Source organism: Pseudidiomarina indica (genome assembly GCF_900104245.1).
GTDB lineage: Bacteria > Pseudomonadota > Gammaproteobacteria > Enterobacterales > Alteromonadaceae > Pseudidiomarina > Pseudidiomarina indica.
In genome coordinates this window covers 1-26,154 of record NZ_FMXN01000008.1, presented here as the reverse complement: position 1 = coordinate 26,154, position 26,154 = coordinate 1, and the positions used below count along the sequence as shown (strand labels likewise).

The following is a 26,154-nucleotide window of genomic DNA, read 5'->3' as shown; positions in this document are numbered from 1 at the left end:
TTAGGGGTTATAAAACTCGCTTCGGGTACGCAAATACATGCTGGCAACCAAGCCCATGCAAAGCAAATAGAATACGGCGAAGCCAAATAATGCATAAGCCGGTGTCGCTAAGCTGCTGTTCACGTACCACAACGCTGGAATATACGCAGCTCCCGCGGTAGCGACAGCAGTCAGCCAGCGTAGCGCCAGGGCCAGCAGTTCAAACGGGATGACCACACTGGCACTACGAAATATCGCACTACTGCCTGCGCCGGTTGCCATGAAAATCACTAAAAATGTCAGCAAATAACCTAAGAACCACTGCTCTGGTAACTCACTGTGACTGGCTTGGTAAGTAATCACACCAGCAATCACACAACTCACCGTCAATACTCCAGCACACCACAGTGTGACCTTAGCCCCTCCAAAGGCATCGGCTAGCCAGCCGCCCAATGGTCGAGCTAATACGCCCAGTAACGGACCAATCCACGCATAAGTGAGGGCACTTGGGGCATAACTTGTGCTAAATGTTTGTAAACTCAGCGGAAAGGTAATCGCAAACCCGATGAAAGAACCAAATGCCATGAGGTAGAGCAAGGTCATCACCCAGGTATGTTTATTCCGTAAAATAGCGCGATAGCGTGAGGTTGGTTTTCGCATCTTCGTTTGTTGCTGCGTCGCTTGAGGCATTGACGTGTAACGCCAAGCAATAGCGGCCAAAATCAAGACACCTACCACCAGCCAGCCATGGTTCGCTAAGTACAAGGAGGTGCCAGGAGCAATAACTCCGACAATATCACCGCTCCCGTGCATGGTGACCCATGCTTGGGCGCCGCCCCAACTAAAGCTTGAAAGCAATGGCAATGCCGCTTGGGCGACAACAATCCCAACCCCTGCAATCCCAACGTTCACAGCGAGCGTCCACCCCAGTGCGCTGTGATCAATTCTGTCGGTTTGGGCAAATGCAATGAACTGAGCACCACCAAAACCACAAGCCACAGCAAGCCATTGCAGAGCGGTATACGATAACGGAGGATGATTTAACAAGCCGATCATTGCTCCGGCAGGAATGAGCAGCGCGAACGTACTGAGATGGATAAAACGCGCTTGCATCGCTCGTTCACCCAACCAAAAGAACAAAAAGTGCCAACCTGTTGCACTGAGTCCTGAAATGGCCAAGAGGCGATAGAGCTGAGCAAAGCTAAAGCCTGCTTCAACGGTAAATAATTGCACGACCAGCACACTAAGGCTCATCCACAGCGTCATGCCCACAATCAAATTGACTGCAGTTGCCTTATCAACCGTTGATGACGCGCGCATCGTATTCACAATTCACCCCTTACTGGTCTGGATACTGACCACTATGCGCCAATCCAGTAAGTACGACAATTCAGCGGGAGGGATAATCACTAAAGCAGAAGTGGCAAGAACAATTACCCCAAAAGGGATAGATTGCGTGATGATTTACCTTGTTTCGTCACATTGTGTCACAATGTATGTTAAAACATTCTGCGCGAACGCAAGAAACCGATGAAACAAGGAGTTCTTTATGTCTGACAATCCAGCGACCATTATGCTTGTCGACGACCATCCGTTATTACGGAAGGGGTTAAAACAGCTAATTTCGATGGAAGACGATTTAGCCGTCATTGCCGAATGCAGCAATGGTGCCGATGCTCTCGTCCAAGCAGCAGAACTTGACCCGGATCTCATTATTCTTGATCTCAACATGCAAGGCATGGACGGCATTGAAACGCTCAAACGCATGCGTGATCAAGGCGTCACATCACGGATCGTGATGCTCACTGTGTCAGATGCCGATGAAGATATTGTGGCTGCGATTACTCATGGGGCAGATGGCTACTTGTTGAAAGACATGGATCCTGAGTTATTGATGGAGCAAATTATCCGCGCCATTGATGGCAAAATGGTCTTAAGTGAAGCCATTACCGAAGTTCTCGCCACCGCCTTACGCCGCCCCTCCGCACCCACCTCTAGCAAGTTAGATACCCTCACCAATCGGGAGCGTGAGATTCTTGAGCTGATCGCAAAAGGAATGAGTAATAAGCTCATTGCTCGTGAGCTCGATATTTCTGATGGCACGGTCAAAGTTCATGTCAAACACTTACTGAAAAAGTTAGGGTTGCGCTCCCGTGTTGAAGCCGCTGTATGGATGGTCAACCACGAGCAGCACACGGATAAATCTTGATCCGCATCAACACCCCTTTAACGGTCACGGTATAAACTACCCGACCGTTAATTTGCTTTGCATGATTGCAGTATGCATGAAGGTGTTATGTCGTCACTACCCCAACCAGAATTACTCAGCCCTGCGGGCAGCTTAAAAGCCATGCGACTTGCTTTTGCCTACGGGGCAGACGCCGTTTATGCAGGCCAACCGCGTTACAGCTTGCGTGTTCGTAATAACGAATTTGATTTACCCCGTTTAGCGCAAGGCATCGCCGAAGCTCACGCGTTGGGTAAGAAATTTTATGTGGTCGTCAATATCGCTCCTCATAACGCGAAGTTACGCACCTTTGTTGAAGACATGAAGCCAGTGGTTGCGCTGCAACCCGACGCTTTGATTGTGTCTGATCCGGGCATTGTGATGTTGCTACGCACTCACTTTCCCGAACAAGTTCTGCACTTAAGCGTGCAGGCGAATACCGTCAACTGGGCTGCGGTTAAATTTTGGCAGCAGCAAGGCATTGAGCGCGTCATCTTATCCCGTGAATTAGAAGTCCGTGAAATTGCGGAAATACGGGAGCATTGCCCTGATATGGAATTGGAAGTATTCGTGCACGGCGCACTTTGCATGGCCTATTCAGGACGCTGTTTACTCTCTGGCTACTTTAATAAGCGCGATCCGAACCAAGGTGCCTGCACCAACTCCTGTCGTTGGCCCTATCAAGTTCATGCCGCAGCCGAAGATGAAGTCGGTCAATTCAACCCCATTGATACCCCGGTGCTCCTCACGGAGCCGCAACGGCCGGGTGAATATATGTTGATGGATGAAGATTTGCACGGCACCTACATCATGAACTCCAAAGATTTAAGGGGAATTCAGCACGTCGAAGCATTAACACGGATCGGCGTTCATTCATTGAAAATTGAAGGCCGAACAAAATCGCCCTACTACGTTGCGCGAACTGCCCAAGTGTATCGCCAAGCTATCGATGATGCAGTGTCCGGCAAGCCCTTTAACCCAGCGTTATTAACCGAATTGGAAGGCATGGCAAACCGCGGATTCACGGAAGGCTTTTTACGCCGCCATGTGCCCAATGAAACTCAAAATTACGACACCAGTCATAGCCAAGGTGAACAACTGTTCGTTGGCGAAATTCTGCAGCAAGATGGCACCCTAGCGTGGGTTGACGTGAAAAATGCCTTTGCGGTGGGGGATCAATTAATCCTGATGAAGCCATCGGGCAATATCACCTTTCAGCTCGACACAATGTTCGATGCCAGCAAGCAGCCTCTGACCCGTGCCGCAGGGGCGGGACGTCAAGTTCAGGTGCAACTTCCAGTTGCATTAACCGCTGCCGAAGCGGCTGTCAGCATGCTGATTAAGCAAGTCACAACACCAACCCCTATCCCTGTCGTGGAGGTAACCGATGCCAGTAGTCATTGAGAGTGATTGCATCAATTGCGATATGTGTGTGCCAGAGTGCCCCAATGAAGCCATTAGCATGGGGCGCGAGCATTACCAAGTCGATCCCAACAAATGCACCGAGTGCGTGGGCTATTATGATGAGCCGGCTTGTATCCCGGTTTGTCCCATTGAATGCATGGTGCTGGTTGCTGATTAATCCGGCGCAAACGAACGGAATGTTAATTTTTATTTGATTTAACTTTATGTTATTCCGATGTAAAGTGGTACCCTCGTTTGCACAATGCGTTATCCGCGATTGAATTAAATACGGAGGATTTCCCATGGCTCGTTACCCTTTCGATTGGCAAGACCCTTTCCAATTTTCATCCATGCTCACTGAAGAAGAGCGCATGATTCGTGATACGGCACACCAATATTGCCAAGAAAAACTCATGCCACGTATTCTCATGGCCAACCGAGAGGAACACTTTGACCGAGAAATCATGACCGAATTGGGGCAGCTCGGGTTACTCGGTGCCACTCTTCCTGAAAAATATGGCTGTGCTGAGGTTAGTTACGTCTGCTACGGCCTGATTGCTCGGGAAGTTGAACGAGTTGATAGTGGTTATCGCAGTGCGATGAGCGTGCAATCGAGCTTGGTCATGCACCCCATCTATGCCTACGGCACCGAAGAACAACGCATGAAGTATTTGCCCAAACTTGCCAGTGGCGAATGGGTCGGCTGTTTTGGCCTGACCGAGCCCGATGCAGGCTCTGATCCTGCGAGCATGCGCACCACCGCCAAGAAAACTGCCAATGGTTACGTTCTTAACGGCACGAAAATGTGGATCACCAACTCTCCTATTGCCGATGTATTCGTCGTGTGGGCAAAGTTAGACGGTGAAATTCGTGGGTTCGTGTTAGAAAAAGGCACTCCGGGCTTATCCGCTCCCAAAATCGAAGGTAAATTCTCACTCCGTGCGTCCATTACAGGTGAAATTGTCATGGATAATGTTGAAGTTCCGGAAACAGCCTTGCTCCCCAACGTCAGTGGCTTGAAAGGTCCGTTTGGATGCTTAAATAAAGCCCGTTACGGCATTGCGTGGGGGGCACTCGGTGCGGCGGAGTTCTGCTGGCATGCAGCGCGTCAATACACTTTGGATCGCCACCAATTTAATCGCCCGCTGGCTGCCACTCAGCTCATTCAGAAGAAGTTGGCAGACATGCAAACGGAAATTTCTATCGGGTTGCTGTCATGCTTGCAAGCAGGCCGCCTCATGGATAACGAGCAACTTCCCCCAGAAACGATTTCGCTCATTAAGCGCAACTCGTGCGGAAAGGCGTTGGACATTGCCCGTATCGCTCGTGATATGCACGGCGGCAACGGCATCGCCGACGAATTCCATGTGATTCGCCATGTGATGAACCTTGAAGCGGTGAATACCTATGAAGGCACGCATGATGTGCACGCATTGATTTTAGGGCGCGCACAAACCGGCCTCCAGGCGTTTAGTTAATCACGCCAACGCGCAGGAGGTCTTCCAATGGCTGCTGCAATGCACCCGTGGCTCGCGGAGTTTATCCAACACATTGAAGCCCAACAGCTCCCGACAGCACCCCCTGCTGTCGGCGTGCTGAACGATATTGAATTATTTGATGTCTTTGAATCTCAGTTGTGGAGTCGTTTGCTCGATCTCCAGTCGCGTTTAATGCAGGCGCAGGGGCAAAGCTTCTATACCATCGGCAGCTCGGGCCACGAAGCCAATGCTGCAATTGCGAAAGCACTCCGCGTTACTGACCCCGCCTTCCTGCATTACCGCAGCGGGGCATTTTTTATTCAGCGGGCAAAGCAATTACCGGGTTCCACCCCACTGTACGATCTTCTCCTCAGCTTTGCTGCATCGGCGGATGACCCTATTTCAGCAGGGCGACACAAAGTACTCGGCAGTTTGCAGTTAAATATTCCACCACAAACCAGCACCATTGCTTCCCATTTGCCCAAAGCAATGGGCACCGCCTATGCCATTGGTTTATCGGAACGCATCGGCCAAGCCGGCACCTGGCCCCATGATGCGATTGCCGTCTGTAGTTTCGGTGATGCTTCGGCCAACCACTCGACCGCGGTTGGTGCCATTAATGCCGCCTGTTGGGCAGCCTATCAAAGTGCCCCCATGCCGCTGCTGCTGGTTTGTGAAGATAATGGGTTAGGTATTTCTACCCACACCCCAACGGGGTGGATACAGCAACAACTCAGCCAACGTCCCGAGCTCAAATACTTCACCGCAGACGGCAGCAATCTTGAAGAAACCTATGCCGTTGCCTGTGCTGCTGCCGACTATGTGCGACAGCGCCGCCGCCCGGCCGTATTGCATTTACGTACGGTCCGCTTATTTGGTCATGCGGGTGCTGACGCTGAAGTAGCTTATCGCAGCAAAGAGGCCATCGCTGCAGACGCACTCCGAGACCCACTGCAATTGAGTTGTGCGGCACTCATCGCCCGCGGGATATTTACCCACCACAGCTTGAGCCAATATATTCAGCAGCAACAACAACGCATTGCTCGCATTGCCGAGCAAGCGGCACAGCGACCCAAGTTGGAAACGGCCGAACAGGTGATGGCATCCATTGTGCCGCCAGCGCGGGATATCGCCTTGCCTCCGCCGGTGCAAGGGAGCGAGCGAACGCAATTATTCGCGTGGGATAAACACAATGCGGGCAAGCCCCAGCACTTAGCCAAGCTGATTAACTTAGCGCTGCATGATCTCATGGCGCAATATCCAAATACAGTTCTCTGTGGCGAGGATATCGGTAAAAAAGGTGGGGTTTACCACGTTACGCAACACTTATTTGAAGCCTTTGGCCCCAATCGAGTCATCAACACCTTACTGGATGAGCAAAGTATTCTGGGCTTGGCGATCGGGATGGCACAGCAAGGGTTAATCCCCATTCCTGAAATTCAGTTCTTAGCGTATGTGCATAATGCTGAAGACCAAATCAGAGGGGAAGCCGCCACCTTATCCTTCTTCTCAAATGGGCAATACACCAACCCCATGGTGATTCGTATTGCAGGCTTAGCCTACCAACGTGGCTTTGGGGGACACTTCCATAACGACAACTCCTTTGCGGTATTTCGAGATATTCCAGGGGTGATTGTCGTCTGCCCATCGAATGGCCGAGATGGGGTGTTACTCATGCGCCAAGCCGTTGAGCTTGCCGCCCGCGAGCAGCGGGTTGTGATCGTCTTGGAGCCCATCGCACTGTACATGACCCGCGACTTACACGAACCGGGTGATGGCTTATGGTTGGCAGAGTATCCCGTGGTGGATGAGCCAACCCCTGCGCTTGGTGAACCGAGCGTGCATGGGACCGGGACGGATTTAGCCATTATTTCTTATGGCAATGGCTATTACCTCAGTCGCCAAGCCGAAGCTCAGCTTGCCGCGCAAGGATATCAAGTACGCGTGATTGATTTACGCTGCTTAGTGCCCTTGCATATCGAACCACTTCTAGCGGCGCTCGACGGCTGTCAGCGCATCCTTATTGTCGACGAATGCCGACGCCGCGGTTCACTCAGCGAAGAGCTGTTTACGGTCTTGCATGAACAGCAACCGGGCCGCTTCCAAATCGCCCGGCTGAACGCTGAAGATAGTTTCATTCCGTTAGGTCAGGCTGCTTATCATGTCTTGCCATCCATGGAACAAATTGTCGCGGCAGCCCAGCAACTCTTGGAGGCAAAATAAATGACGACGACTCGCCGGACTGCGTTAGTTGTTTGCCCAGGACGGGGTACCTACAACCGCCCTGAGTTAGGCTCGATTATTGCAAACATCGGTGCCAATCACACCGCTGCCAAGCATGCGCTGGCACAAATCGATCAAACCCGTGCCGCTCTTAAGCTACCAACCGTTACCGAATTGGATCAGGCACCGCACTATAAAAGCACCCTGCACCAACATGCCACGAATGCAGCGGCATTAATTTATGCGGGTGGCTATCTAGACTACTTAGCGATCAATCAGGAGCAATTCGACATTGTGGCGCTCACTGGAAACTCCATGGGTTGGTATACCACCATGGCGTGCGCAGGTTGCTGGGATATTGCCACAACTACTCGGTTGGTGACTTCCATGGCAGAGCTCACAGCAGCAGGAGCCGGAGCACAATTTATTTACCCCTTGGTGGATAGTGAATGGCGACCTCATCCCGGCTATGAAGCTGCGGTGGCAGAACAATTAGCCCGCCATGAAGGGGAGCTGTACCTGTCCATCCACTACGGGGGCTATGCGGTACTCGCGGGTACCACCGAAGCCTGTCAGGCAGCGGTAGCCGCACTCCCGCGAGTGGATGATCGGTTCCCCATGATTTTACCGGGCCACGCTGCCTTCCACACTGCCATGATGACCAACGCTGCAGATCAAGCTCAGCAACTTTGGCCAGCGCACCTGTTTCATCCCCCCAGCATTCCCTTAATTGATGGGCGGGGTCATATTTGGACACCGCAAGCGGTCAATACGGCGGCATTGCAGCAATACACCTTGGACCATCAAGTCACCCAAACCTATCATTTCACCCGCGCCATTCAGGTGGCGGTGAAAGAGTTTGCCCCTGATCATATTATTTTACTGGGTCCTGGGGCAGGGTTAGGCGGCGCCGTTGCCCAAGCCCTCATTGCCATGAATTGGCAAGGCTTGGACAGTAAAACCACCTTTGCCGAGCGCCAGCAAGCAGAACTCCCCTATATTTTGTCTATGGGGATACCTCAACAACGCAGTCTGGTGGCAAGTTAGCAAACGGCACTGATAAGGCACGTAGGCATGTTTTGCCGCGTGCCGTCACATCCGATTTAAATAAAAACTGCTGGCGGGGATCAATTGGATTAGCTTTTAGCTGGTAATGGGTTCCCCAAGGCTGCTCCGCAACGACCACCGCAATGGGTTCACTGAGCTGCAAATATGGGCTGGTTAAGGCAACGTCGTAGAGAACTTGCTGCACCAGGTAGGGGTCATGATCCGCGGCCAAATAAAAGTCGATCACACACAGCAAGCTCGGCTTCCCACGATTCGCATTCACAATAAGATGGTCCCAAATTTTCAGATGGGGGACGAAGACAAAGTCACCATTCGCTGTGACGATCTCAACCGTTCGCATCCCAATGTGTGTTACTTCGCCATACTGGCCATCCACTTCTATCCAATCACCTGGGCGGTAGGGCAACTCATACACAGCGACAATGCCCGCAATCAGACTGCTGACGTAATCCTTCATGGCAAAGCCAATGGCCACACCCGCAGCACCCAAGATGGCGATCATGTTTTGCATGGTCGTTTCAATCACCAAAGGGACCACCCACGCCAAGGCAAGCAAGAAAATCAGAATGCGGGTAGTGGGGATCAGAGCTAACAACAGCAAGCGTTGCCGACCATACAAATGGTTCGCTAACCAAGGGAGCACACGTTGGCTCAGCCACACAATCAGGACTGCGGAGGTAATGACGACAACAATTTCAATCACAATGTCTTGCGTCAGGGTTTTAAACAACCCAAGTAATTTTTCAGCTTCCATGGCGGCCTCCTAATTTGTCACTAGAATGCGTCGACATCAAACCCGCGACTTTTCAAAAAGTCACGCGCAGTCAAATACCCGTGCACGGACACCTGCCATTGTTGTTGTTCACGATGCACAATCTGCGCCTGTTCCAAGAGCAATAACTGACCATCAATTTGGGTCACCGTTAAATTCGGTAACACGTCCTGCAAGTCATCGCGAGATAACCCGTGATGCAACAACAGGCTATACAACACAAAGGCAGTGCTATCATCGCTGCCGATAGGAACGCACGGTGGCTCGTGGTGACCTTCCCGCATGGCAGTCCACAACGCCAGTGCGACACCGGGATTACCCAATGCTTGTGCTGCTAAGCTTTTCAGTTGCTTGGTTGGGGCTCGAATACCGAGTTGACGGAGTAGCGGCGCATCCGCCGCAGCGAAACAATAAATATGAGATAAATGCAGCAGCGAGGTGTGTTGTAGAAAGATGAAGCTCCAGCTATCGCAAACGACCAAGCCTTGACCTAGGCTCCCCTGTAATATTCGAGGTAAAAGAGCACGGATAAATGACAACCCGTTCACCCGCCGTTGCCAATAACTCGACAAATCAGGAATCACCCATTGCTCGGCTGCTTGCGGCTCCCACCACGAATCAATTGCGGCCTCTTCTATTTGTTTTCTATCGGGAGCTGTCAGGCAGGACCAATCGCGTTCGGCGGCCCACACTGAAGCAATCGACGCAAGCCCACTGTGTGGCGGCCCCACCAAAAATTTAACGCCTGGGGTCGGTTTTGATAACCAATCAGCAAAGGCTTCATCAAGGGCCTGGGCGGCAGGAGCGACCGAAAAGTCGCGATAGCCAGGTAAGCTTTCCGACTCCTCCTCAAGCGACGCTTCATCTGCTTGAATAAAGATGTTACGAATATGGTGATACCATTGCTGCAGCAACGTGGTTGCAGGGGCAGAGGGGCGGGTAAACTCGGTAAGGCGAATGACTCGCCAATGGTTCTCATCAGTCATCGTTCATTCTTCCTTGTCACAGCGCGTGACTCAATCATTTCAACGATAGACTGACATGATTTCCATGACTTTGCATCTTTTTCGGTCATTTCAAGCATGACCAGCAACTGCTTCAAATTATAAATTCAGGATGGGCTCTTCTTCTGCGTCTAGGTAAGCAACAATCGCCGCAATAAACTCCTGGCCGTAGCGCTCCAGTTTCTTTTGACCAACGCCGGTAATGGCGAGCATGGCCTCGTCATCGGTGGGGTAATGCACGGCCATTTCGACCAAACTGGTATCGTTGAATACCACAAAAGGCGGCACCTCTTCAGCATCCGCAATGGCTTTACGCAGCGCCCGCAAGCGACGGAATAGCACTTTGTCGTAGTCGCCTCGATCCGCCACTCGAGGTTTTGAAACGGCAAGATTAATACGAGGTTGAGCTAACTGTAATGCAATTTCTCCCCGCAAAATGGGACGTGCAGCTTCCGTTAATTGCAGGACACTGTATTGCTGAATATTTTGTACCACGTAACCACGGTGAATCAGCTGCCGCACCACTCCCAGCCAGTATTCATGGCTTTGATCGGCCCCAATGCCAAAGGTGGATAATTTATCGTGGCCTAATTCAACCAACCGTTGGGATTTACTTCCCCGTAACACATCGATGATGTGTGTAACCCCATATCGCTGCCCCACTCGATAAATGCAGGACAGCACTTTTTGGGCATCCACGGTCCCGTCATACTGGCGCGGCGGATCCAAACAAATATCACAGTTGCCACAGGGTTCATTGCGATGTTCATTGAAGTAATTCAGCAATACCAAGCGCCGACAGGTTTGAGCTTCTCCCAGTGCTTGCATGGCAGCAAACTTATGCAGCTCAATTCGCCGCCGCTCTTCATCTGGGTGCTCGAAAATGACGGACTTGATCCAAGCTACATCGCCCGGGTCGTACAACAACAATGCTTCTGCTGCCAACCCATCACGCCCCGCTCGTCCGGTTTCTTGGTAATAACCTTCCACACTTCGCGGGACATCAAAATGCACCACGAAACGTACGTTGGGCTTGTTAATCCCCATCCCAAAAGCGACCGTCGCCACTACCACATCCAAGTCATCACGCACAAATCGACGTAACACATCCTGCCGCCAATCGTGTTCCATACCTGCGTGGTAACCAGCAGCCCGAATGCCTTCTCGACTGAGCTTCTCAGCCAGTTCTTCTACTTTTTTGCGGCTACCACAGTAAACGATTCCTGATGCACCACGTTGTCTTTTGATATAATCGGTGACTTGTTTAAATGGCTTATATTTTTCTTCGACCACGTAGCGGATATTCGGTCGATCAAACGACCCTTTATAAACCACCGGATCATGCAGCTTTAAGCGGGAAATAATGTCTGCTTCGGTGGCGGCATCGGCTGTGGCCGTGAGTGCCATAAAAGGAACCTGTGGCAAGGCTTCACGTAATTGGCCCAACTGCCCATATTCGGGGCGGAAATCATGCCCCCATTGAGAAATACAGTGAGCTTCGTCAATGGCAATTAACCGCACCGGCCATTGTTGCAATTGGCGCATAAAATAAGGCTGCAAGGCGCGTTCTGGGCTCACATACAACAACCGAATTTGATGCTGATTTAATTGCGTGCTGATCAGCTGACTCGCTTCTGGACTGATCCCATTATTGAGCGCAGCGGCCGCAATGCCCATGGCTTGCAAGGCTTCAACTTGGTCTTGCATTAAACTGATTAAAGGTGAGATAACAACCGTAAGACCTTCGCCCACTAATGCCGGCAACTGGTAACACAAGGATTTACCACCACCCGTCGGCATCAGGACAAGCGCGTCTCGTTGTTGCATCACTGCCTCGATGACCTGTAATTGGCCTTCGCGGAAAGAGGTATAACCAAACACCTCAGCAAGAACTTTCGACAGGGATGATTCCGACAAAATTACGTCTCCAATTGACGACTGACTGGTAGATTCACTATTGTATGCATCCCGCGTGCGAAGCTCCACTGAGCAATGGTAAATCTCCCTTTGTTTCGTGGTAACTGGTGGTTATTCGTACAAATTAAACTGTTAGGATCCAATTCATGAGCAACCCTTCCTTGCACAGCCGACATGGTGTGATGTTTGCAATTGCTGCCTATACCATGTGGGGGATTGCCCCAATTTATTTTAAATGGCTGCAACAAATTCCTGCCCTCGAAATTTTGGGACATCGAATTGTTTGGTCATTTGTGCTGGTTTTGGCGCTCATTCTCATGCTGGGACGTTTTGACCGCATTAAACCGGTATTAATGAATCGGACGTACATGCTCCGACTCACGCTGGCAACCTTCTTATTGGGTGGGAATTGGTTCTTATTCATTTGGGCGGTGAACAATAATCATATTTTAGACGCCAGTTTGGGGTATTACATTAACCCCTTACTCAATGTCGCAATTGGCATGCTGTTTTTTTCTGAACGCATGCGAAAAATGCAGTTACTTGCCATTTTGCTCGCTTTCACTGGGGTGCTCATTCAAATTATTTCGTTCGGTTCCATCCCGTGGATTGCCCTCACCTTAGCCTGTAGTTTCGCCATTTATGGGGCGATTCGGAAGCGCTTGCCGGTCGATTCGGTGACCGGTTTATGGCTGGAAACACTGATCTTGCTACCCATTGTCCTGATCTATTACGGCTTTTTTGCCGAAGCGCAAAGCTTTAACCTTATCGCGAACGGCTGGCAATTAAGCTTGCTGTTAGTGGCAGCTGGCGTGGTGACAACAGCCCCATTGCTGTGTTTTACCGCAGCCGCACAGCGCATCCGCTATTCCACCTTAGGTTTCTTTCAATATATTGGCCCGTCGCTTATGTTTGTCTTGGCGGTATTCATGTACGGCGAGTCACTGACCGCTGACAAACTTATTACCTTTGCCATGATCTGGACGGCCTTAGCCATTTACAGTGTGGATACGTTGCTCCATCAGCACCGTTCTAAACGCGCATAATCCACGGCGAGCCACTTACTGCCCACAGCGTCAAAGTTCACTTGGACCCGGCTCTGTGGGCCACTGCCCTCATAGTTAATGACAGTTCCTTCACCAAACTTACTGTGCCGCACCCGTTGCCCCAAACTGTACCCGGTTTGGGTAAACGCCTCATGACTTGCCCCGGTATGGAAACGTCCAAGCGCATGGGAATGATGACTGGTCCGTGACTGAGAACGAACGTGATGGAGCATATTAGGTGGAATCTCACCAACAAACCGACTCACGGCACTGAACTTCTCTTGACCATAAATTCGGCGTGACTCAGCGTAAGTGATCACCAACTTTTGCATCGCTCGGGTCATGCCAACGTAGCACAGCCGTCGCTCTTCTTCTAAGCGCCCACTTTCGGTGAGTGATTGCTGGGAGGGAAACAGGCCTTCTTCAACGCCGCACATAAATACCAAGGGAAACTCGAGCCCCTTGGCGCTGTGGAGCGTCATTAGTTGCACCGCATCTTGATGCTCTTCGGCTTGCTCTTCTCCCGATTCCAAGGCCGCGTGGGCCAAGAACGCTTGCAGTGGCGAGACATCTTCTAAAATCACATCATCTAGCTGGTTGAAGTTATCACAGGCCGACACCAACTCTTGCAAGTTCTCCACTCGCGTTTCTGCTTTATCGCCTTTTTCCGCTTGATACATTGCCATTAGTCCGGAATTTTTAATGGCAAGATCGACCTGGCGTCCTAATGGCAAATCGCCCATGCTATCTTCAAGCTGGTCAATTAAATCGGTGAATGCCGCCACCGCATTACCGGCGCGACCGGTAAGTATTTTCTCCTGCACCAATTGTTTCGCCGCATCCCATAAAGGAACACCGCGCTCGCGCCCGCCATCCCGAATAATCCCTAACGTCCGATCACCAATCCCCCGCGTTGGGGTATTAATAATACGTTCAAACGCAGCATCATCTTGACGGCTCGCCACCAAACGCAAATATGCCAACGCATCTTTGACTTCTTGTCGATCAAAGAAGCGCAAGCCCCCATAAATTCGATAGGGGATTCGGGCATGCAATAGAGCTTCTTCTAGCACTCGCGACTGGGCGTTACTGCGGTACAGCACCGCGACATCTTGCAGGGCATTGCCTTGCTCATGCCATTGCTCAATTTGCCCCGCAATAAAGCGTGCTTCGTCCATTTCGTTGTAAGCCACATAGAGATCAATAGGCTCACCGATGCTACCGTCGGTCCAAAGTTCTTTTCCTAAGCGCCCTTGGTTATTCGCAATCACCTCATTGGCAGCGGTTAAGATGGTATTTGTAGAACGGTAATTTTGCTCCAACCGAACGGTAAGAGCCTGCGGGTAATCCTGCAAAAACTGTTGAATATTTTCGACCCGGGCGCCGCGCCAGCCATAAATGGATTGGTCATCATCGCCCACGATGGTGACATAACTAGGGTATTCTTGGTCTTGGCCAACGCCAGAAAGTAATTTAATCCAGCTGTATTGAATGGTATTCGTGTCTTGAAACTCATCCACTAAAATATGACGAAAACGTCGCTGATAATGCTCTCGTACAGCTTTGTTATCACGCAATAATTCATGAGCGCGCAACAGCAATTCGGCAAAGTCGACCAACCCCGCACGATCACAAGCGACTTGATAGGCTTCATAAATTTCTTTGAAGGTGCGCTCATTGATATCGTAGCCATCCAAATGATGGGGGCGTAATCCTTCGTCTTTTTTATGGTTGATAAACCACTGAGCTTGTTTCGGTGGCCAACGTTTTTCATCAAGATTCAGGCTACGAATCATGCGCTTGATCAGCCGTTGCTGATCGTCACTATCCAGAATTTGAAAGTTCTGCGGTAACCCCACATCCATGTAGTGCGCTCGTAACAACCGATGCGCCAGCCCGTGGAAGGTTCCCATCCACATAGCTCGCACCGAGCTCCCCAGCAATTGTTCAACCCGCCCTCGCATTTCTGCGGCAGCCTTGTTGGTAAACGTCACCGCTAAAATACTGTGGGGAGACACGCCTTGGGTTTGAATGAGCCAAGCGATACGATGCACTAAGACGCGGGTTTTACCGCTTCCCGCCCCCGCCAATACCAACAAGTGACGTCCAGTAGCACTCACAGCATCACGTTGTTTTTCATTCAATTGGGTCAGTAAAGGGTGTTCGTGCATCATTCGTGTGTTCCAAGCCATGCCAAAAGGATCAGTTTAATTCCAGACTACTGTATATGCAACCAGTTACCCGCGGGCCGCGAGAAGATAAGCAACGAGTTGCTCTAACTCATCATAAGCCAAGGTTGGCAATATCTGTAACTGCTCTGGACGGCCCAAGCCTCCAGTAAACCAAGCACTTTGCCAGCCCGCCCGATGGGCACCTAAAATATCGGCTTGAGGGCTATCGCCCACATGCAACCAAGCTGCTGGAGCCACTGTTGGCAGCGCTTGCTGCGCCGCTAAAAACAAATCAAGGTAGGGTTTGCCACGGCGTTCTGCGGTGGGCTGAAAAACGCCCACAAAATAAGGAGCAAGGCCAATCTCTGCAACATCAACGTTGCCATTACTCACCGCAATCACAGGATAAGCATCGGCCAGTTGGCGCAAAGCTTGGTGAACCGACTTCGGCACTTCGATAGCGTTACGAAACGTCATAAAATGATTAAATGCTGCTGTTACCCCAGCCTCAATCTCATCTTCATTGACACCAAAATGGTGCAACCCTGCAGCCAACGAATACTGACGTAAGTGCGTCATATGACTACCCAGCTCGGGCCGTTCCAATAATAGTTGCTGACGGTGGGCTAACCAATCTGCTGTCTGCCACACGGCGGTTTGTGGGAACTCTTGCGCAACATAGTCACGCATGGCTTGTTCAGCCCGTTGCATGACGGGAATATTGTTATAAAGCGTATCATCCAGATCAAAGCTAATGGCTTGAACTGGGTGTAATCGGCGATAAAAATGCATGAATTTTCCTACGTTTTCTTTTTTCGGGCACGGGGATGGGCACCATCGTAAACCTTTGCGAGGTGCTGAAAATCAAGATGGGTATACACTTGGGTGGTGCTTAAATTAGCGTGCCCTAATAACTCCTGCACCGCGCGTAAATCTCCGCTTGATTCTAACATATGCGAAGCAAAGGAGTGCCGAAGTTTATGTGGGTGCAGGGTGCCTTTTAATCCCTGTTGCTGCCCCCAATAATTTAACCGCTGTTGGACCGTGCGCGGATGGATGCGCTGTTGTCGCTGCGAAATAAATAACGCCAGCTCATCCAAGCGGCCGCCCAACCACTGGGCTCGAATTGGTAACCAGCGCTCCAGTGCTTCTGCGGCAAAACGGCCGTACGGCACAATGCGCGTTTTATTGCCTTTCCCGAGCACCCGCAACTCGCGGTGACGAGTATGAATGGCATCCACATCCAATGCCACTAACTCAGCAAGCCGTAAGCCACTGCCATACAATAGCTCCATCATCGCGCTGTCACGAATCGCTAGCGGGTCATCAACTGGTAAACGAAGCAACTGTGTGATGCTATCAACATCAAGGTTTTTAGGGAGGCGTTTGGCTTTGCGCGGAGCTTTAAGCTGGCTTGCAGGATTGTCGTCAAGCCAATTCTCCCGAATCAGATACTGACAAAAGGTGCGCCAAGCCGCTAACCGCAACGCTAACGAGGCATCCCCTAAACCCCGGCTGCGCCAGCTCACCAATAAGCGCTCCAGTACCGCCAAGGTGAGCTGCTCTGGCTGCTCCACACGGAGTCCAGCCAAGGCATTGATATCGTCGGCCAAAATGCGGCCGTAACTGGTGAGCGTCAATTCGGCAAGGCCACGCTCACCGGCTAAATGGTCGAGAAATGGTTGACGTAATTCAGCTAAGGTCATGATGTTGCGCTTGATGATGCAACAACGGCGGTAAGATGCGACTCAGCAACGCTTGTAACTGGCGGATTAACAATGTATCCATGGCTGGTTCAAAGTGCCCTGCATCATGATTACCAATCGCCAGCATTCCTAACTCGCCTTTTTTGCCAAGCAGCAGCAAGGCAACTGAGTTGATTGCTTCGTTTGGAAACAGTAACTTTTTCTCTTCTGCCGTCAGCCGACCTAAGTAGACTTGGGTGGTTTGAAAGCGCTTACTCAGCAACATTTTATGGGTGTCCGCCGCAAAGGTGAATTGCTCATCCAACTCCATCGGACTATCAAAAAACTTCAACGTTAGTGCGGGCATCTGCAATCGGCTTGCGAAGGTATCCTGCAACGCATCCATCACACTCGGCAAGTCATCACACGCCAATAAAGCAACGTATAAATCGCTGTATGCTTGGAAGATTTCCTCATTACGACGTGCCGTGACCATTAAGTCAGTAATTTCTTCTTCGAGTTGCATAATGCGCTGCCGCAATACTTGCTGCTGCCGCTCGACCAGTGACACCGTGCCTTGTTGTTGATGGCGCAAGCTCAGCTGCTGCAATAGGTGCGAGTGACGTTCAAAAAAGTCTGGGTTTTCAATTAAGTACTCGGTAATTAAGGTATCATCCACCACCGGGGGTGCAAGAGGTTTTACTTCACTGGTCATAGTTTAATATATCCATCATAAACATGTTCCGCCGGGCCGGTCATACGCACCGCTTGCCCTGGCTGCCAACGTACCATCAGCGTGCCGCCAGGCAGTTCAACGGATACTTGATCGGCCAATTTACCTTGTCGCATTCCTACCACGGCAGCAGCACAGGCGCCGCTCCCACAAGCCTGGGTTTCGCCCACGCCACGCTCGTATACACGTAACTTCACGCGGTGAGCATCAATCACTTGCATGAATCCGACATTCACCCCTTCCGGGAAACGCTCATGGGTCGCGAGTGCTTGCCCTAACGAAGCGACCGGCGCGGTCTCAATATTATCGACTTCAATCACACAATGCGGATTACCAATCCCCATGACTCCCGCCAAGATGGTTTGGTCTTGCTCACGTAAAATATAGGTGAGTTCTTCTTTATTTGCCTTAAATGGTATTTCTGCTGGCTGAAAGGTCGGCATTCCCATCTCAACCGTAATGCGTCCATCCCGCTCGTGATGAAGCACCATTTTGCCGGCTTTCGTACTGACCCGCAGGTGATTCTTCGAGCTCAGCCCTTTCAGTTTCACAAACAGGGCAAAACAACGGGCGCCGTTGCCACATTGAGCGACCTCTGAACCATCCGCATTAAAAATTCGATAATGAAAATCCAAGTCGGGATCATAAGGAGGTTCCACCAACAATAATTGGTCAAACCCAACGCCACGATTCCGATCGGCCCAGTGACGAATTTGCTCAGGGTTCACATAAATATTTTGGGTGACCGCATCGATCACCATAAAGTCATTGCCAAGACCATGCATCTTCGAGAAGTTCATCGTGGTACCTCCACAATCCGCTCCCCTTTCCACAAGTCGCTGACTGTTTCTCGCTCCCGAATTAGGTGCGCTTGGTCGCCAATCACCATCACTTCTGCCGCACGTGGACGAGTATTGTAATTGGAGCTCATGGTAAATCCGTACGCGCCGGCATTCATTACAGCAAGCAAATCCCCTGCAGACGCAGATAAGTGGCGAGCCAGCCCTAGGAAATCTCCGGTTTCGCAAACCGGACCCACCACATCAACCAACAGCGGTGATGCAGCACTCTGCTGCACTGGGATAATCTCGTGATACGCCTGATAAAGCGCGGGCCGCATTAAATCATTCATGCCCGCATCCACCAACAGGAAATCTTTGTCTTCACCGGCTTTATGATAGGCCACTTGGGTAACCAATAAGCCAGCATTCCCAACAATCGAGCGGCCCGGTTCTAGCATTAGGGTTAATCCCCCTAACGCTTCAGCGCGGCGCTGCAACTCAAGTAAGTAAGCGCTTACATCGAGTGGTTGTTCATGCTGATAAGAAATGCCAATGCCCCCACCCATGTTCAAGTGCTGAATGGCAATGCCGTCTTGACGCAAATCGGCAATCAACGCCAACATGCGATCGGCGGCATCTAAAAACGGCGCTGCCGTAAGTATTTGTGAACCAATATGGCAATCCACGCCCTGCAACTGGATATTAGGTAACTCCTGTGCACGTCGTGCAATATCGCGTGCTTGGCTCATGGCGATACCAAATTTATTGGTTTTTAACCCGGTGGAAATATAGGGGTGGGTTTGAGCATCCACATCTGGATTGACGCGTAACGAAACCGGCGCCATCACCTGATGAGCGCGAGCAACCTCATTCAGCTGTTCAAGCTCAGCCGCAGATTCCACATTGAAGCAATAAATGCCATGCGCTAACGCCTCGGCCATTTCAGCGCGACTTTTTGCGACCCCTGAGAAAACCACCCGATCGGCTCGTCCGCCCGCTGCAATCACACGCGCCAGCTCACCGCCGGAGACAATATCAAACCCTGCGCCAAGCTGGGCTAACAGATGCAAGACCGCTAAATTACTATTGGCTTTAACGGCGTAACATAAACGATGGGGAGCAGGCCATACTGTAGCAAACTGCTGCCAGTTATTCATGATCTGCTGCTGTGAATACACGTACAGCGGCGTTCCATACTGAGCTGCTAATTCAGCAACACTGCATTGCTCTGCATAAAGAACGCCATCGTGGTAGTTAAAACTCATAATCACTCACTAGAGGTTACGGGTGCAGCGGGTTGGTTTTGCTCCACCGGAGGCGGCATTTCAAGCGGCCCTTTTTGGCCACAAGCAGCGATAAAGCCAAGCGTTCCTGCTACAATGATAAGACGCATTACTTTCAAGTTAAACATCGGTAAACTGTACCTAATTATTACGTATTTTGAGTTAGTGCGTCTATCATCGCATTGCGACGCACAAATGTCATTATCAGGAGTAAACATGCTAGAGCACGAATACCACGAACTTGCCGAAACGACCATTATGGCCATTGAAGAAGCAGTTGAAGCTTGTGAAGTGGATATTGACTGTGAATCAGGCGGCGACATCTTGGAACTGACGTTTCCGAACGGCAGTAAAATGGTCATCAATAAACAGCCACCCCTTCATCAACTTTGGGTCGCCACTAAATTTAACGGCCACCATTTTGAATACCATGACGGCCTGTGGATTGATAACCGCACCGGCAGCGAGCTTTGGGCGCTGCTGAGTGATGCAGCCAGCCGCCAAGCGGAAACTCCCATCCGTCTTGCTCCTCCACAAGCATCATAAGGGCATTGTAAATATGAGTAGAACATTACGCATCGCCACTCGTAAAAGCATGCTCGCTATGTGGCAAGCAGAACATATCAAAGCCCGATTGGAACAGTTGCATGACGATTTAACCGTGGAGCTATTGCCCATGAGCACTCGCGGTGATGTGATTCTGGATACCCCCTTAGCAAAAATTGGGGGAAAAGGGCTTTTTGTGAAAGAGCTTGAAGTGGCCATGTTGGAAGGCAAAGCCGACCTAGCTGTCCACTCAATGAAAGATTTACCGGTTGAGTTTCCTCCCGGGCTAGAACTGTTTGGTATCTGTGAGCGCGAAGACCCCCGCGATGCTTTCGTTTCTAACCACTATGCACGCCTTGATGACTTACCCGAAGGGGCAGTGGTTGGAACCTGCAGCTTACGCCGTAAATGCCAATTACTAGCGCACTACCCACACTTGGTGATTCGAGACTTACGCGGGAACGTGCAAACACGCCTACGCAAGCTCGATGAAGGTGAGTTTGATGCCATTATTTTGGCGGCTTCTGGGTTAGTTCGACTCGAACTGACCGACCGCATTAAAGAGCGCATCGACGTTGAACGCTGCTTACCGGCAAACGGACAAGGCGTATTAGGCATTGAATGTCGTAGCGATGACCCTGAAACAAAAGCGTTATTAGCTCCGTTAACCTGCCCTGATACGCGTAGCTGTGTGCTTGCAGAGCGGGCAATGAACCGCCGCTTGCAAGGTGGTTGTCAGGTCCCCATTGGCGCCTATGCTGAACTGCATGGTGACCAACTGCATTTACGCGGCTTAGTGGGGCGCCCAGACGGGAGTGAAATTGTTGAAGGTGAAATCCAAGGGCACCGTGATGATGCCGAAGCGCTTGGCGCTGAGTTAGCAGATTATTTACTTGCTCGCGGAGCAGGGAAGATTTTACAAGATGTTTATGCGGAGAATGAGTTACAGTCATGAACCATCACTTACTGCTGTTACGCCCCGAAAATCAAGTGAGTGACATCACTCACTTACTCATGCAACGCGCCACTGCAAAGGGTGTCAAGCTCACTTGCAGCAGTAAGAGCATGGTCACGATCCATAGCTATGACGATCCGAACCACAGCTTGGCTGGTATTTTGCGGGAGCAATGGGATGCGGGCCTAATGGTCAGTGTGAACGCTGCTAACCACTTTGCTCAACAAGCGCGCGATTGGGCGCCAGGAATGCCGATGCCCGTTGCTCGTTGGTACGCGGTTGGGCCAACCAGCGCCGCCGCCGTTGCTAACGTTGTTGGGCGCCCAGTGAATTGCCCGTGGCGACAACACAACAGTGAAGCATTATTGCAGCTGCCTGAGCTGGCCAAGGTGAAAGGCCAACGCTGGCTGATAGTGCGCGGCAAAGGAGGCCGAGATCTGGCGGCTGAAACGCTCACTGCACGGGGTGCTCAAGTGACCTTCTTAGAAGTGTATCAACGCAAGCCTACGGTGGTTCAGCCCCAGGAATACCAACAATGGCGTGACCAGGTGAACGGGATTGTGGTGACAAGTGCCGAACAGCTGGGCTACTTCTTAGCAGCCGTACCCAATACCGATCTTGACTGGTTAGCCAGTTGCTATTGGATTGTTGCCAGTGATCGGCTCAAACAGCTACTCCCTTCCGCCATGCAACAAAAGGTCGTCGTTGCCCACAGTGCAACGCCGTTTGCTATCGCAGATGCGTGGCAGCAATTAGTCGAACAGCACAAGGACTTGTTATGAGCGAATCAGACAACACTCCCGACATCGCAACCACGGCTCCGGCGCCTACAACGAACAATAACAAGCGTTCCGGCCTTTGGTTAGGCCTCCTTCTGTTGGTGGGGCTGCTGGCCACAGCGGGTTGGTTTGGTTACACCCAATGGTGGCCACAACATCAACAAATGCAAACTCGGATGATGGTCGATCAGCAACAAACTGCTGCCACCATCGCACGCCTCGACCAGCAGTTAAAAACGCTGGAAAACCGCCTCATGCAGCAATTGAATCAGGCCACGGTCACCTTCGAGCAAGGAGTGAGAAATCAGCTTCAACATCAGCGGCAAGAAATTGAAAGCACCCAGCTGATGGTACAATCTGTACAAGCCGAGCTCGCTAATTTAGATCTCTCACAAGAGTCTAACTGGCGTATTCTCGAAGCCTATAATCTGACCGATCGCGCAGCCATGAAGTTATGGATTGAACATGACGTGGCCGCTGCCATTAGCTTATTAAAACTGGCGTTATCTCATTTAGCTGCGTTAGATAACCCTGCACATTATGCCGTTCGCGAAGCGCTGACCAGCGATATTGCCCGGCTCGAGCAATTGCCTCAGCAACAAATTGAAGCCGCCAGCATGGCGTTGATTCGACTGCGAGCTCAGTTGGCAGAACAACAGTGGCAACAGTCGCTGACCGCTACTACAGAAGTAGGCGATAGCAATGCCACCGCAGCCTCTTGGGTCGATAATTTGAAACGCAGTGGGGCGACATTATTCGAGCAGTTCATTCAGGTACAGCGTCACGATCAGGCGGTCGCTCCAATGCTCGAGCAAGCCTACTTTAACGTGTTACAACAACGTACCCTGTTGCAACTGCAGTTAGCGCAACAGGCAGCTTTACAACACTCACAAGCAGCCTATGAGGCCAACCTAACAGAAGCCATTACTATGCTGCAACACGTTGCCAAGCAGGCCTCTCATACGGATTTCTCAGCGGCCATTCAGCAGCTTGAAGAGTTACGAAGCTGGCAACTTCGCCCGGATTATCCGCCCCAATTAGAAGCGCAAGGGCACCTCCACCGTCTGGTTCGCCAACTCGGACAGGAGGGCTAACCAATGAGAACCGCTATCACGATAATTGTGCTCTTGATTGCTGGTTTGTTGGTAGGGCCTTTGTGGTCAGGAAACACGGGCTACGTGCTCGTCGCTGTGGGCAATTACACTATCGAGACCAGTTTGGTAGCCGCACTGATTTTATTGGTGGTGGCTCTGTTGATTCTTGGGGTGGTAGGGCGCTTCTTAGGGCGCCTGATACGTGGTACGCGATGGGGTGTTAAATGGTTTGGTCGCCGTCGTGACCTAAAAGCTGAACAGGCACAGAACGAAGCCTTAATGCACTTAAACCATGGTGATTATGGAGCGAGTTCACGTGCAATTGCACGTGCTTGGCAATTGCGTCATTTACCCAGTGACGCGCTATTGGCAGCCTATACCACACAGCAACAGGGTGATATCAAACAAGCACGTGAATGGCTAACGCGCAGTCAACAGGCCGATCAAATGGCACTGACTGAAATGATTTTTGCGTTACAAGAAAGCTCAGATACCGTCGAGCGCCGGTGGCCCGAGTTAAAAGCTCTACTGCACGAATACCCGCAGCATCCAAGCTTACTTCGTCATGCCATTGAGGGCATGCGTGCGTCACGCCGTTATCATGATTTAGCAGAACTGCTCCCACGTGCGGAAAAACAGCAACTATTCAGTGCGGCTGAATGGGACTTGTTACAAGAAGAAGTGCACTTCAATCTAATGCTGGATGCAGGTCGGCTAGGTGCTTCGTTGCTACAAGATTATTGGCAAGGCTTAAGCCGTGATCAACGGCGTAATCCAGTCATTCGGCGAGCTTATTTACGAGCACTTAAAACATTTGATGCCACCGTTGCAGCGGACAAAGTTGCAGCACGAGCACTCAAACGCGGCGAGCTGGATATTGCTTATTTACTGGAGCATCAGTTATTGGTTGCCGGACCTGAGCTTCGTCACATCGTGCAAGAACAATTAAAACAACGTCCAGATGACGCCTTCTTGCTCCATGCGCTGGGGTTGATGGCAATCGAAGCGAATGATTTTACCTTGGCTCAGCGAGCGCTGCGTAAAGCAGTGGAACAGCAGCCATCACGCCAACTGTTGTTTGATCTTGCCATGGTATACGACAAATTAGGTGATACGGCCAATGCGTTGACCTGTTATCGAGAAGGTTTGCGGCACTAGCCGCAAGCCTATCTCTAAAGGCAGGAGAATTACTGACGAATCCCTTCAATCGATAAGAAGATTTCGACGTTTTCTGCCGCCGGACCCAAGTCATAGTTCATGCCATAATCTGCTGGCGTAATCACTACTGACCCTTCAAATCCACGCCGGAAGTTCCCCCACGGATCCTGACCTGAGCCAATCTCTTTCACATCAATGGCAATTTCATTGGTGGTGCCATGAAGTGTGAATTGACCTTTCATCACACCCGTTCCATCACCATTTGGGGTGTAGCTGGTAGAAACAAACTTGGCTTCTGGGTACTTTTTCACATTCAAGAAATCGGCATTACGCAAGTGCTTGTCACGCTCAGCGTGGTTACTGTCAATACTGGCCACTTGAATGGTCACATCGACTTTGGCGGCACTTGGGTTGGCTTCATCATAGCTGAAGGTTCCTTCAAAATCGTTGAAGGTACCAAGCAACCAGCTAAAACCTAAATGGTTTACTTTAAACTGAACGAAAGCGTGGGCATCTTTCGTATCAATCACGTAGTCTGCCGCTTGTACCGAAGTGGCACCTAAAGTAGCGGCGGTAATAAATGCTGCTAAAGCTAATTTTTTCATCATCTATCTCCTAATAAACTCACAATGAATAAAAATTACTCATCATGCGGCTGTGGGAGGGGACGGACCATGCGCCTTAAGGTGCTATCACGATTCACCACATGATGTTTTATTGCAGCTAAGCCATGACCAACGGCAACAATGAACAGAGCCAAGGCTGCATACCAATGGATAACCCCTGCAATGTCTTCCTGCTGGGGTATTCCCGTTATCAGAGCAGGAACTTCAAACCAATCAAATACTGAGATGCCTCGCCCATCAGCGGTAGAAATCAAGTAGCCACTCACCATGGTCACGAACAACAACCCATAAATCAGTGCATGCCCTAACCTTGCCCCCACCTTTTCTAATGGGGTTCCAAGCGCTTTAGGTTTCGGCGTTAAAAGCGACCAAATCAAGCGAAAGACGGTCAGTGCTAATAAGGTCAACCCTACCGATTTATGCCACCAAGGGCCCAATCGGTACCAACTATCGTAATAGCCGAGAGTTAGCATCCAGTAGCCAAGAATAAATAATCCGGCGACTAACAGAGCGGTTATCCAATGAATTGCAATACTGATCCAGCCATAACTGAACCTGGTATTTTTTAACATACGAACACTCCTTCATCGTGGGATAGAAGAAGTGTAGCTTAATTTAGAACTTGAGATATGGGATTAATTCGTGAGTTAGCTTCGACTTTATCGAATCTTTACAGTGAAAGGTAAAAAGCGGGCACAAAAAAACCCCGAGCGGTGAAGCTCGGGGTTCGCATTTGAAGCCTGGCAGTGTCCTACTCTCGCATGGGGAGGCCCCACACTACCATCGGCGCTGAAGCGTTTCACTACTGAGTTCGGAAAGGATCAGGTGGTTCCACTTCGCTATGGCCGCCAGGCAAAAACTGGTAACAATATCAACGCACTGATTATAAAAACGATGCCACTCTCACCATCACGTCGGTAAAAGCTCGAACTTATGTTGCAGTCACACAACCAAAACACTTTCGGTGTTGTATGGTTAAGCCTCACGGGCAATTAGTACGGGTTAGCTCAACGCATTACTACGCTTCCACATCCCGCCTATCAACGTCGTCGTCTTCAACAACCCTACAGGACAATTACATGTCAGTGAGAGCTTATCTTGAGGCTCGCTTCCCGCTTAGATGCTTTCAGCGGTTATCGATTCCGAACATAGCTACCGGGCAGTGCCACTGGCGTGACAACCCGAACACCAGAGGTTCGTTCACTCCGGTCCTCTCGTACTAGG

General features: G+C 50.7%; 25 protein-coding genes and 2 rRNA genes. 12 read left to right on the top strand and 15 right to left on the bottom strand.

The features are described from left to right. On the bottom strand, positions 1–1,308 hold the full coding sequence (locus BLP64_RS07505; protein ID WP_143001078.1) for an MFS transporter: 1,308 nt from the start codon (positions 1,306–1,308) through the stop codon (positions 1–3). A 220-nt stretch (positions 1,309–1,528) separates the two neighbouring features. Here BLP64_RS07505 and narL point away from each other — a divergent pair, with 220 nt between their 5' ends. The 6 genes from narL to BLP64_RS07475 all read left to right on the top strand — a co-directional run bounded on the left by narL (position 1,529) and on the right by BLP64_RS07475 (position 8,358). Beyond that, positions 1,529–2,188: a two-component system response regulator NarL gene (gene narL, locus BLP64_RS07500; protein ID WP_092593287.1), complete on the top strand. Its 660-nt coding sequence runs from the start codon at positions 1,529–1,531 to the stop codon at positions 2,186–2,188. Between the two features lie 87 nt (positions 2,189–2,275). Further along, positions 2,276–3,610 (top strand): prephenate-dependent tRNA uridine(34) hydroxylase TrhP, encoded by a 1,335-nt coding sequence (trhP, locus tag BLP64_RS07495; RefSeq protein ID WP_092593452.1) that lies wholly within the window; start codon positions 2,276–2,278, stop codon positions 3,608–3,610. Further along, entirely contained in the window at positions 3,594–3,788 is a 195-nt protein-coding gene (locus tag BLP64_RS07490; protein WP_092593285.1) for a YfhL family 4Fe-4S dicluster ferredoxin, read from the top strand. The genes trhP and BLP64_RS07490 overlap by 17 nt, the downstream gene beginning before the upstream one ends. Positions 3,789–3,912: 124 nt before the next feature. Continuing rightward, positions 3,913–5,088 (top strand): acyl-CoA dehydrogenase, encoded by a 1,176-nt coding sequence (locus BLP64_RS07485; protein ID WP_092593283.1) that lies wholly within the window; start codon positions 3,913–3,915, stop codon positions 5,086–5,088. A gap of 27 nt (positions 5,089–5,115) precedes the next feature. Next, entirely contained in the window at positions 5,116–7,311 is a 2,196-nt protein-coding gene (locus BLP64_RS07480; RefSeq protein ID WP_092593281.1) for a thiamine pyrophosphate-dependent enzyme, read from the top strand. Further along, entirely contained in the window at positions 7,312–8,358 is a 1,047-nt protein-coding gene (locus BLP64_RS07475) for an ACP S-malonyltransferase (RefSeq protein WP_092593279.1), read from the top strand. It begins immediately after the preceding gene. Here the strand turns inward: BLP64_RS07475 and BLP64_RS07470 are convergent. From BLP64_RS07470 to recQ, 3 genes are all read right to left on the bottom strand, one after another. Next, a complete protein-coding gene (locus BLP64_RS07470; protein ID WP_092593277.1) occupies positions 8,318–9,133 on the bottom strand; it encodes a mechanosensitive ion channel family protein in 816 nt (271 codons plus the stop codon). The two genes, BLP64_RS07475 and BLP64_RS07470, sit on opposite strands and share 41 nt — an antisense overlap. A 20-nt stretch (positions 9,134–9,153) precedes the next feature. Next, on the bottom strand, positions 9,154–10,137 hold the full coding sequence (locus BLP64_RS07465) for a hypothetical protein (protein ID WP_092593275.1): 984 nt from the start codon (positions 10,135–10,137) through the stop codon (positions 9,154–9,156). 117 nt (positions 10,138–10,254) lie between these two features. Further along, the gene (recQ, locus tag BLP64_RS07460) at positions 10,255–12,072 is read right to left on the bottom strand and encodes a DNA helicase RecQ (protein ID WP_233340127.1); all 1,818 of its coding nucleotides are present in this window, start codon (positions 12,070–12,072) and stop codon (positions 10,255–10,257) included. 146 nt (positions 12,073–12,218) lie between these two features. On the opposite strand from recQ, the gene rarD reads away from it, so the two are divergent. Further along, positions 12,219–13,118 carry an EamA family transporter RarD gene (rarD, locus tag BLP64_RS07455; protein ID WP_092593273.1) on the top strand — a complete coding sequence of 300 codons (900 nt, stop codon included), beginning with the start codon at positions 12,219–12,221 and terminating at the stop codon, positions 13,116–13,118. On the opposite strand, the gene uvrD is transcribed toward rarD, so the two are convergent. From uvrD to lptM, 7 genes are all read right to left on the bottom strand, one after another. Beyond that, the gene (uvrD, locus tag BLP64_RS07450; RefSeq protein WP_092593448.1) at positions 13,094–15,289 is read right to left on the bottom strand and encodes a DNA helicase II; all 2,196 of its coding nucleotides are present in this window, start codon (positions 15,287–15,289) and stop codon (positions 13,094–13,096) included. The two genes, rarD and uvrD, sit on opposite strands and share 25 nt — an antisense overlap. Before the next feature lie 66 nt (positions 15,290–15,355). Then, positions 15,356–16,081, bottom strand: coding sequence for an HAD-IA family hydrolase (locus BLP64_RS07445; RefSeq protein ID WP_092593271.1), 726 nt, complete (start codon positions 16,079–16,081; stop codon positions 15,356–15,358). 8 nt (positions 16,082–16,089) lie between these two features. Beyond that, positions 16,090–16,995 carry a tyrosine recombinase XerC gene (locus tag BLP64_RS07440; RefSeq protein ID WP_092593269.1) on the bottom strand — a complete coding sequence of 302 codons (906 nt, stop codon included), beginning with the start codon at positions 16,993–16,995 and terminating at the stop codon, positions 16,090–16,092. Beyond that, positions 16,982–17,689 (bottom strand): DUF484 family protein, encoded by a 708-nt coding sequence (locus BLP64_RS07435; protein WP_092593267.1) that lies wholly within the window; start codon positions 17,687–17,689, stop codon positions 16,982–16,984. The genes BLP64_RS07440 and BLP64_RS07435 overlap by 14 nt, the downstream gene beginning before the upstream one ends. Beyond that, positions 17,686–18,507 carry a diaminopimelate epimerase gene (gene dapF, locus BLP64_RS07430; RefSeq protein WP_092593265.1) on the bottom strand — a complete coding sequence of 274 codons (822 nt, stop codon included), beginning with the start codon at positions 18,505–18,507 and terminating at the stop codon, positions 17,686–17,688. The genes BLP64_RS07435 and dapF overlap by 4 nt, the downstream gene beginning before the upstream one ends. Continuing rightward, positions 18,504–19,754, bottom strand: a complete 1,251-nt coding sequence (gene lysA / locus BLP64_RS07425) for a diaminopimelate decarboxylase (protein ID WP_092593263.1) — start codon at positions 19,752–19,754, stop codon at positions 18,504–18,506. Before lysA ends, dapF begins: the two co-directional genes overlap by 4 nt. Before the next feature lie 2 nt (positions 19,755–19,756). Continuing rightward, positions 19,757–19,882: an LPS translocon maturation chaperone LptM gene (gene lptM, locus BLP64_RS11010; RefSeq protein WP_407681266.1), complete on the bottom strand. Its 126-nt coding sequence runs from the start codon at positions 19,880–19,882 to the stop codon at positions 19,757–19,759. A gap of 106 nt (positions 19,883–19,988) precedes the next feature. Between lptM and cyaY the strand changes: the two genes are divergently transcribed. Genes cyaY through BLP64_RS07395 form a run of 5 tightly spaced genes read left to right on the top strand, consistent with a single transcriptional unit; the run spans position 19,989 to position 24,304 of the window. Continuing rightward, a complete protein-coding gene (gene cyaY / locus BLP64_RS07415) occupies positions 19,989–20,318 on the top strand; it encodes an iron donor protein CyaY (RefSeq protein WP_092593261.1) in 330 nt (109 codons plus the stop codon). A gap of 13 nt (positions 20,319–20,331) precedes the next feature. Next, positions 20,332–21,273 carry a hydroxymethylbilane synthase gene (gene hemC, locus BLP64_RS07410; RefSeq protein ID WP_092593259.1) on the top strand — a complete coding sequence of 314 codons (942 nt, stop codon included), beginning with the start codon at positions 20,332–20,334 and terminating at the stop codon, positions 21,271–21,273. Then, on the top strand, positions 21,270–22,055 hold the full coding sequence (locus BLP64_RS07405; RefSeq protein WP_092593257.1) for a uroporphyrinogen-III synthase: 786 nt from the start codon (positions 21,270–21,272) through the stop codon (positions 22,053–22,055). The genes hemC and BLP64_RS07405 overlap by 4 nt, the downstream gene beginning before the upstream one ends. Then, complete coding sequence (locus tag BLP64_RS07400) at positions 22,052–23,146, top strand: uroporphyrinogen-III C-methyltransferase (protein WP_092593255.1); 1,095 nt, start codon at positions 22,052–22,054, stop codon at positions 23,144–23,146. Before BLP64_RS07405 ends, BLP64_RS07400 begins: the two co-directional genes overlap by 4 nt. Positions 23,147–23,149: 3 nt before the next feature. After that, positions 23,150–24,304: a heme biosynthesis HemY N-terminal domain-containing protein gene (locus BLP64_RS07395; protein WP_092593253.1), complete on the top strand. Its 1,155-nt coding sequence runs from the start codon at positions 23,150–23,152 to the stop codon at positions 24,302–24,304. Positions 24,305–24,333: 29 nt separating this feature from the next. Here the strand turns inward: BLP64_RS07395 and BLP64_RS07390 are convergent, their stop codons facing one another. The 4 genes from BLP64_RS07390 to BLP64_RS07375 all read right to left on the bottom strand — a co-directional run. Beyond that, positions 24,334–24,909: a YceI family protein gene (locus tag BLP64_RS07390; RefSeq protein ID WP_092593251.1), complete on the bottom strand. Its 576-nt coding sequence runs from the start codon at positions 24,907–24,909 to the stop codon at positions 24,334–24,336. 35 nt (positions 24,910–24,944) lie between these two features. Beyond that, entirely contained in the window at positions 24,945–25,502 is a 558-nt protein-coding gene (locus BLP64_RS07385) for a cytochrome b (protein WP_092593249.1), read from the bottom strand. Between the two features lie 166 nt (positions 25,503–25,668). Next, positions 25,669–25,783 (bottom strand): 5S ribosomal RNA (gene rrf, locus BLP64_RS07380). A gap of 118 nt (positions 25,784–25,901) precedes the next feature. Further along, a 23S ribosomal RNA gene (locus BLP64_RS07375) occupies positions 25,902–26,154 on the bottom strand; the annotation flags it as partial.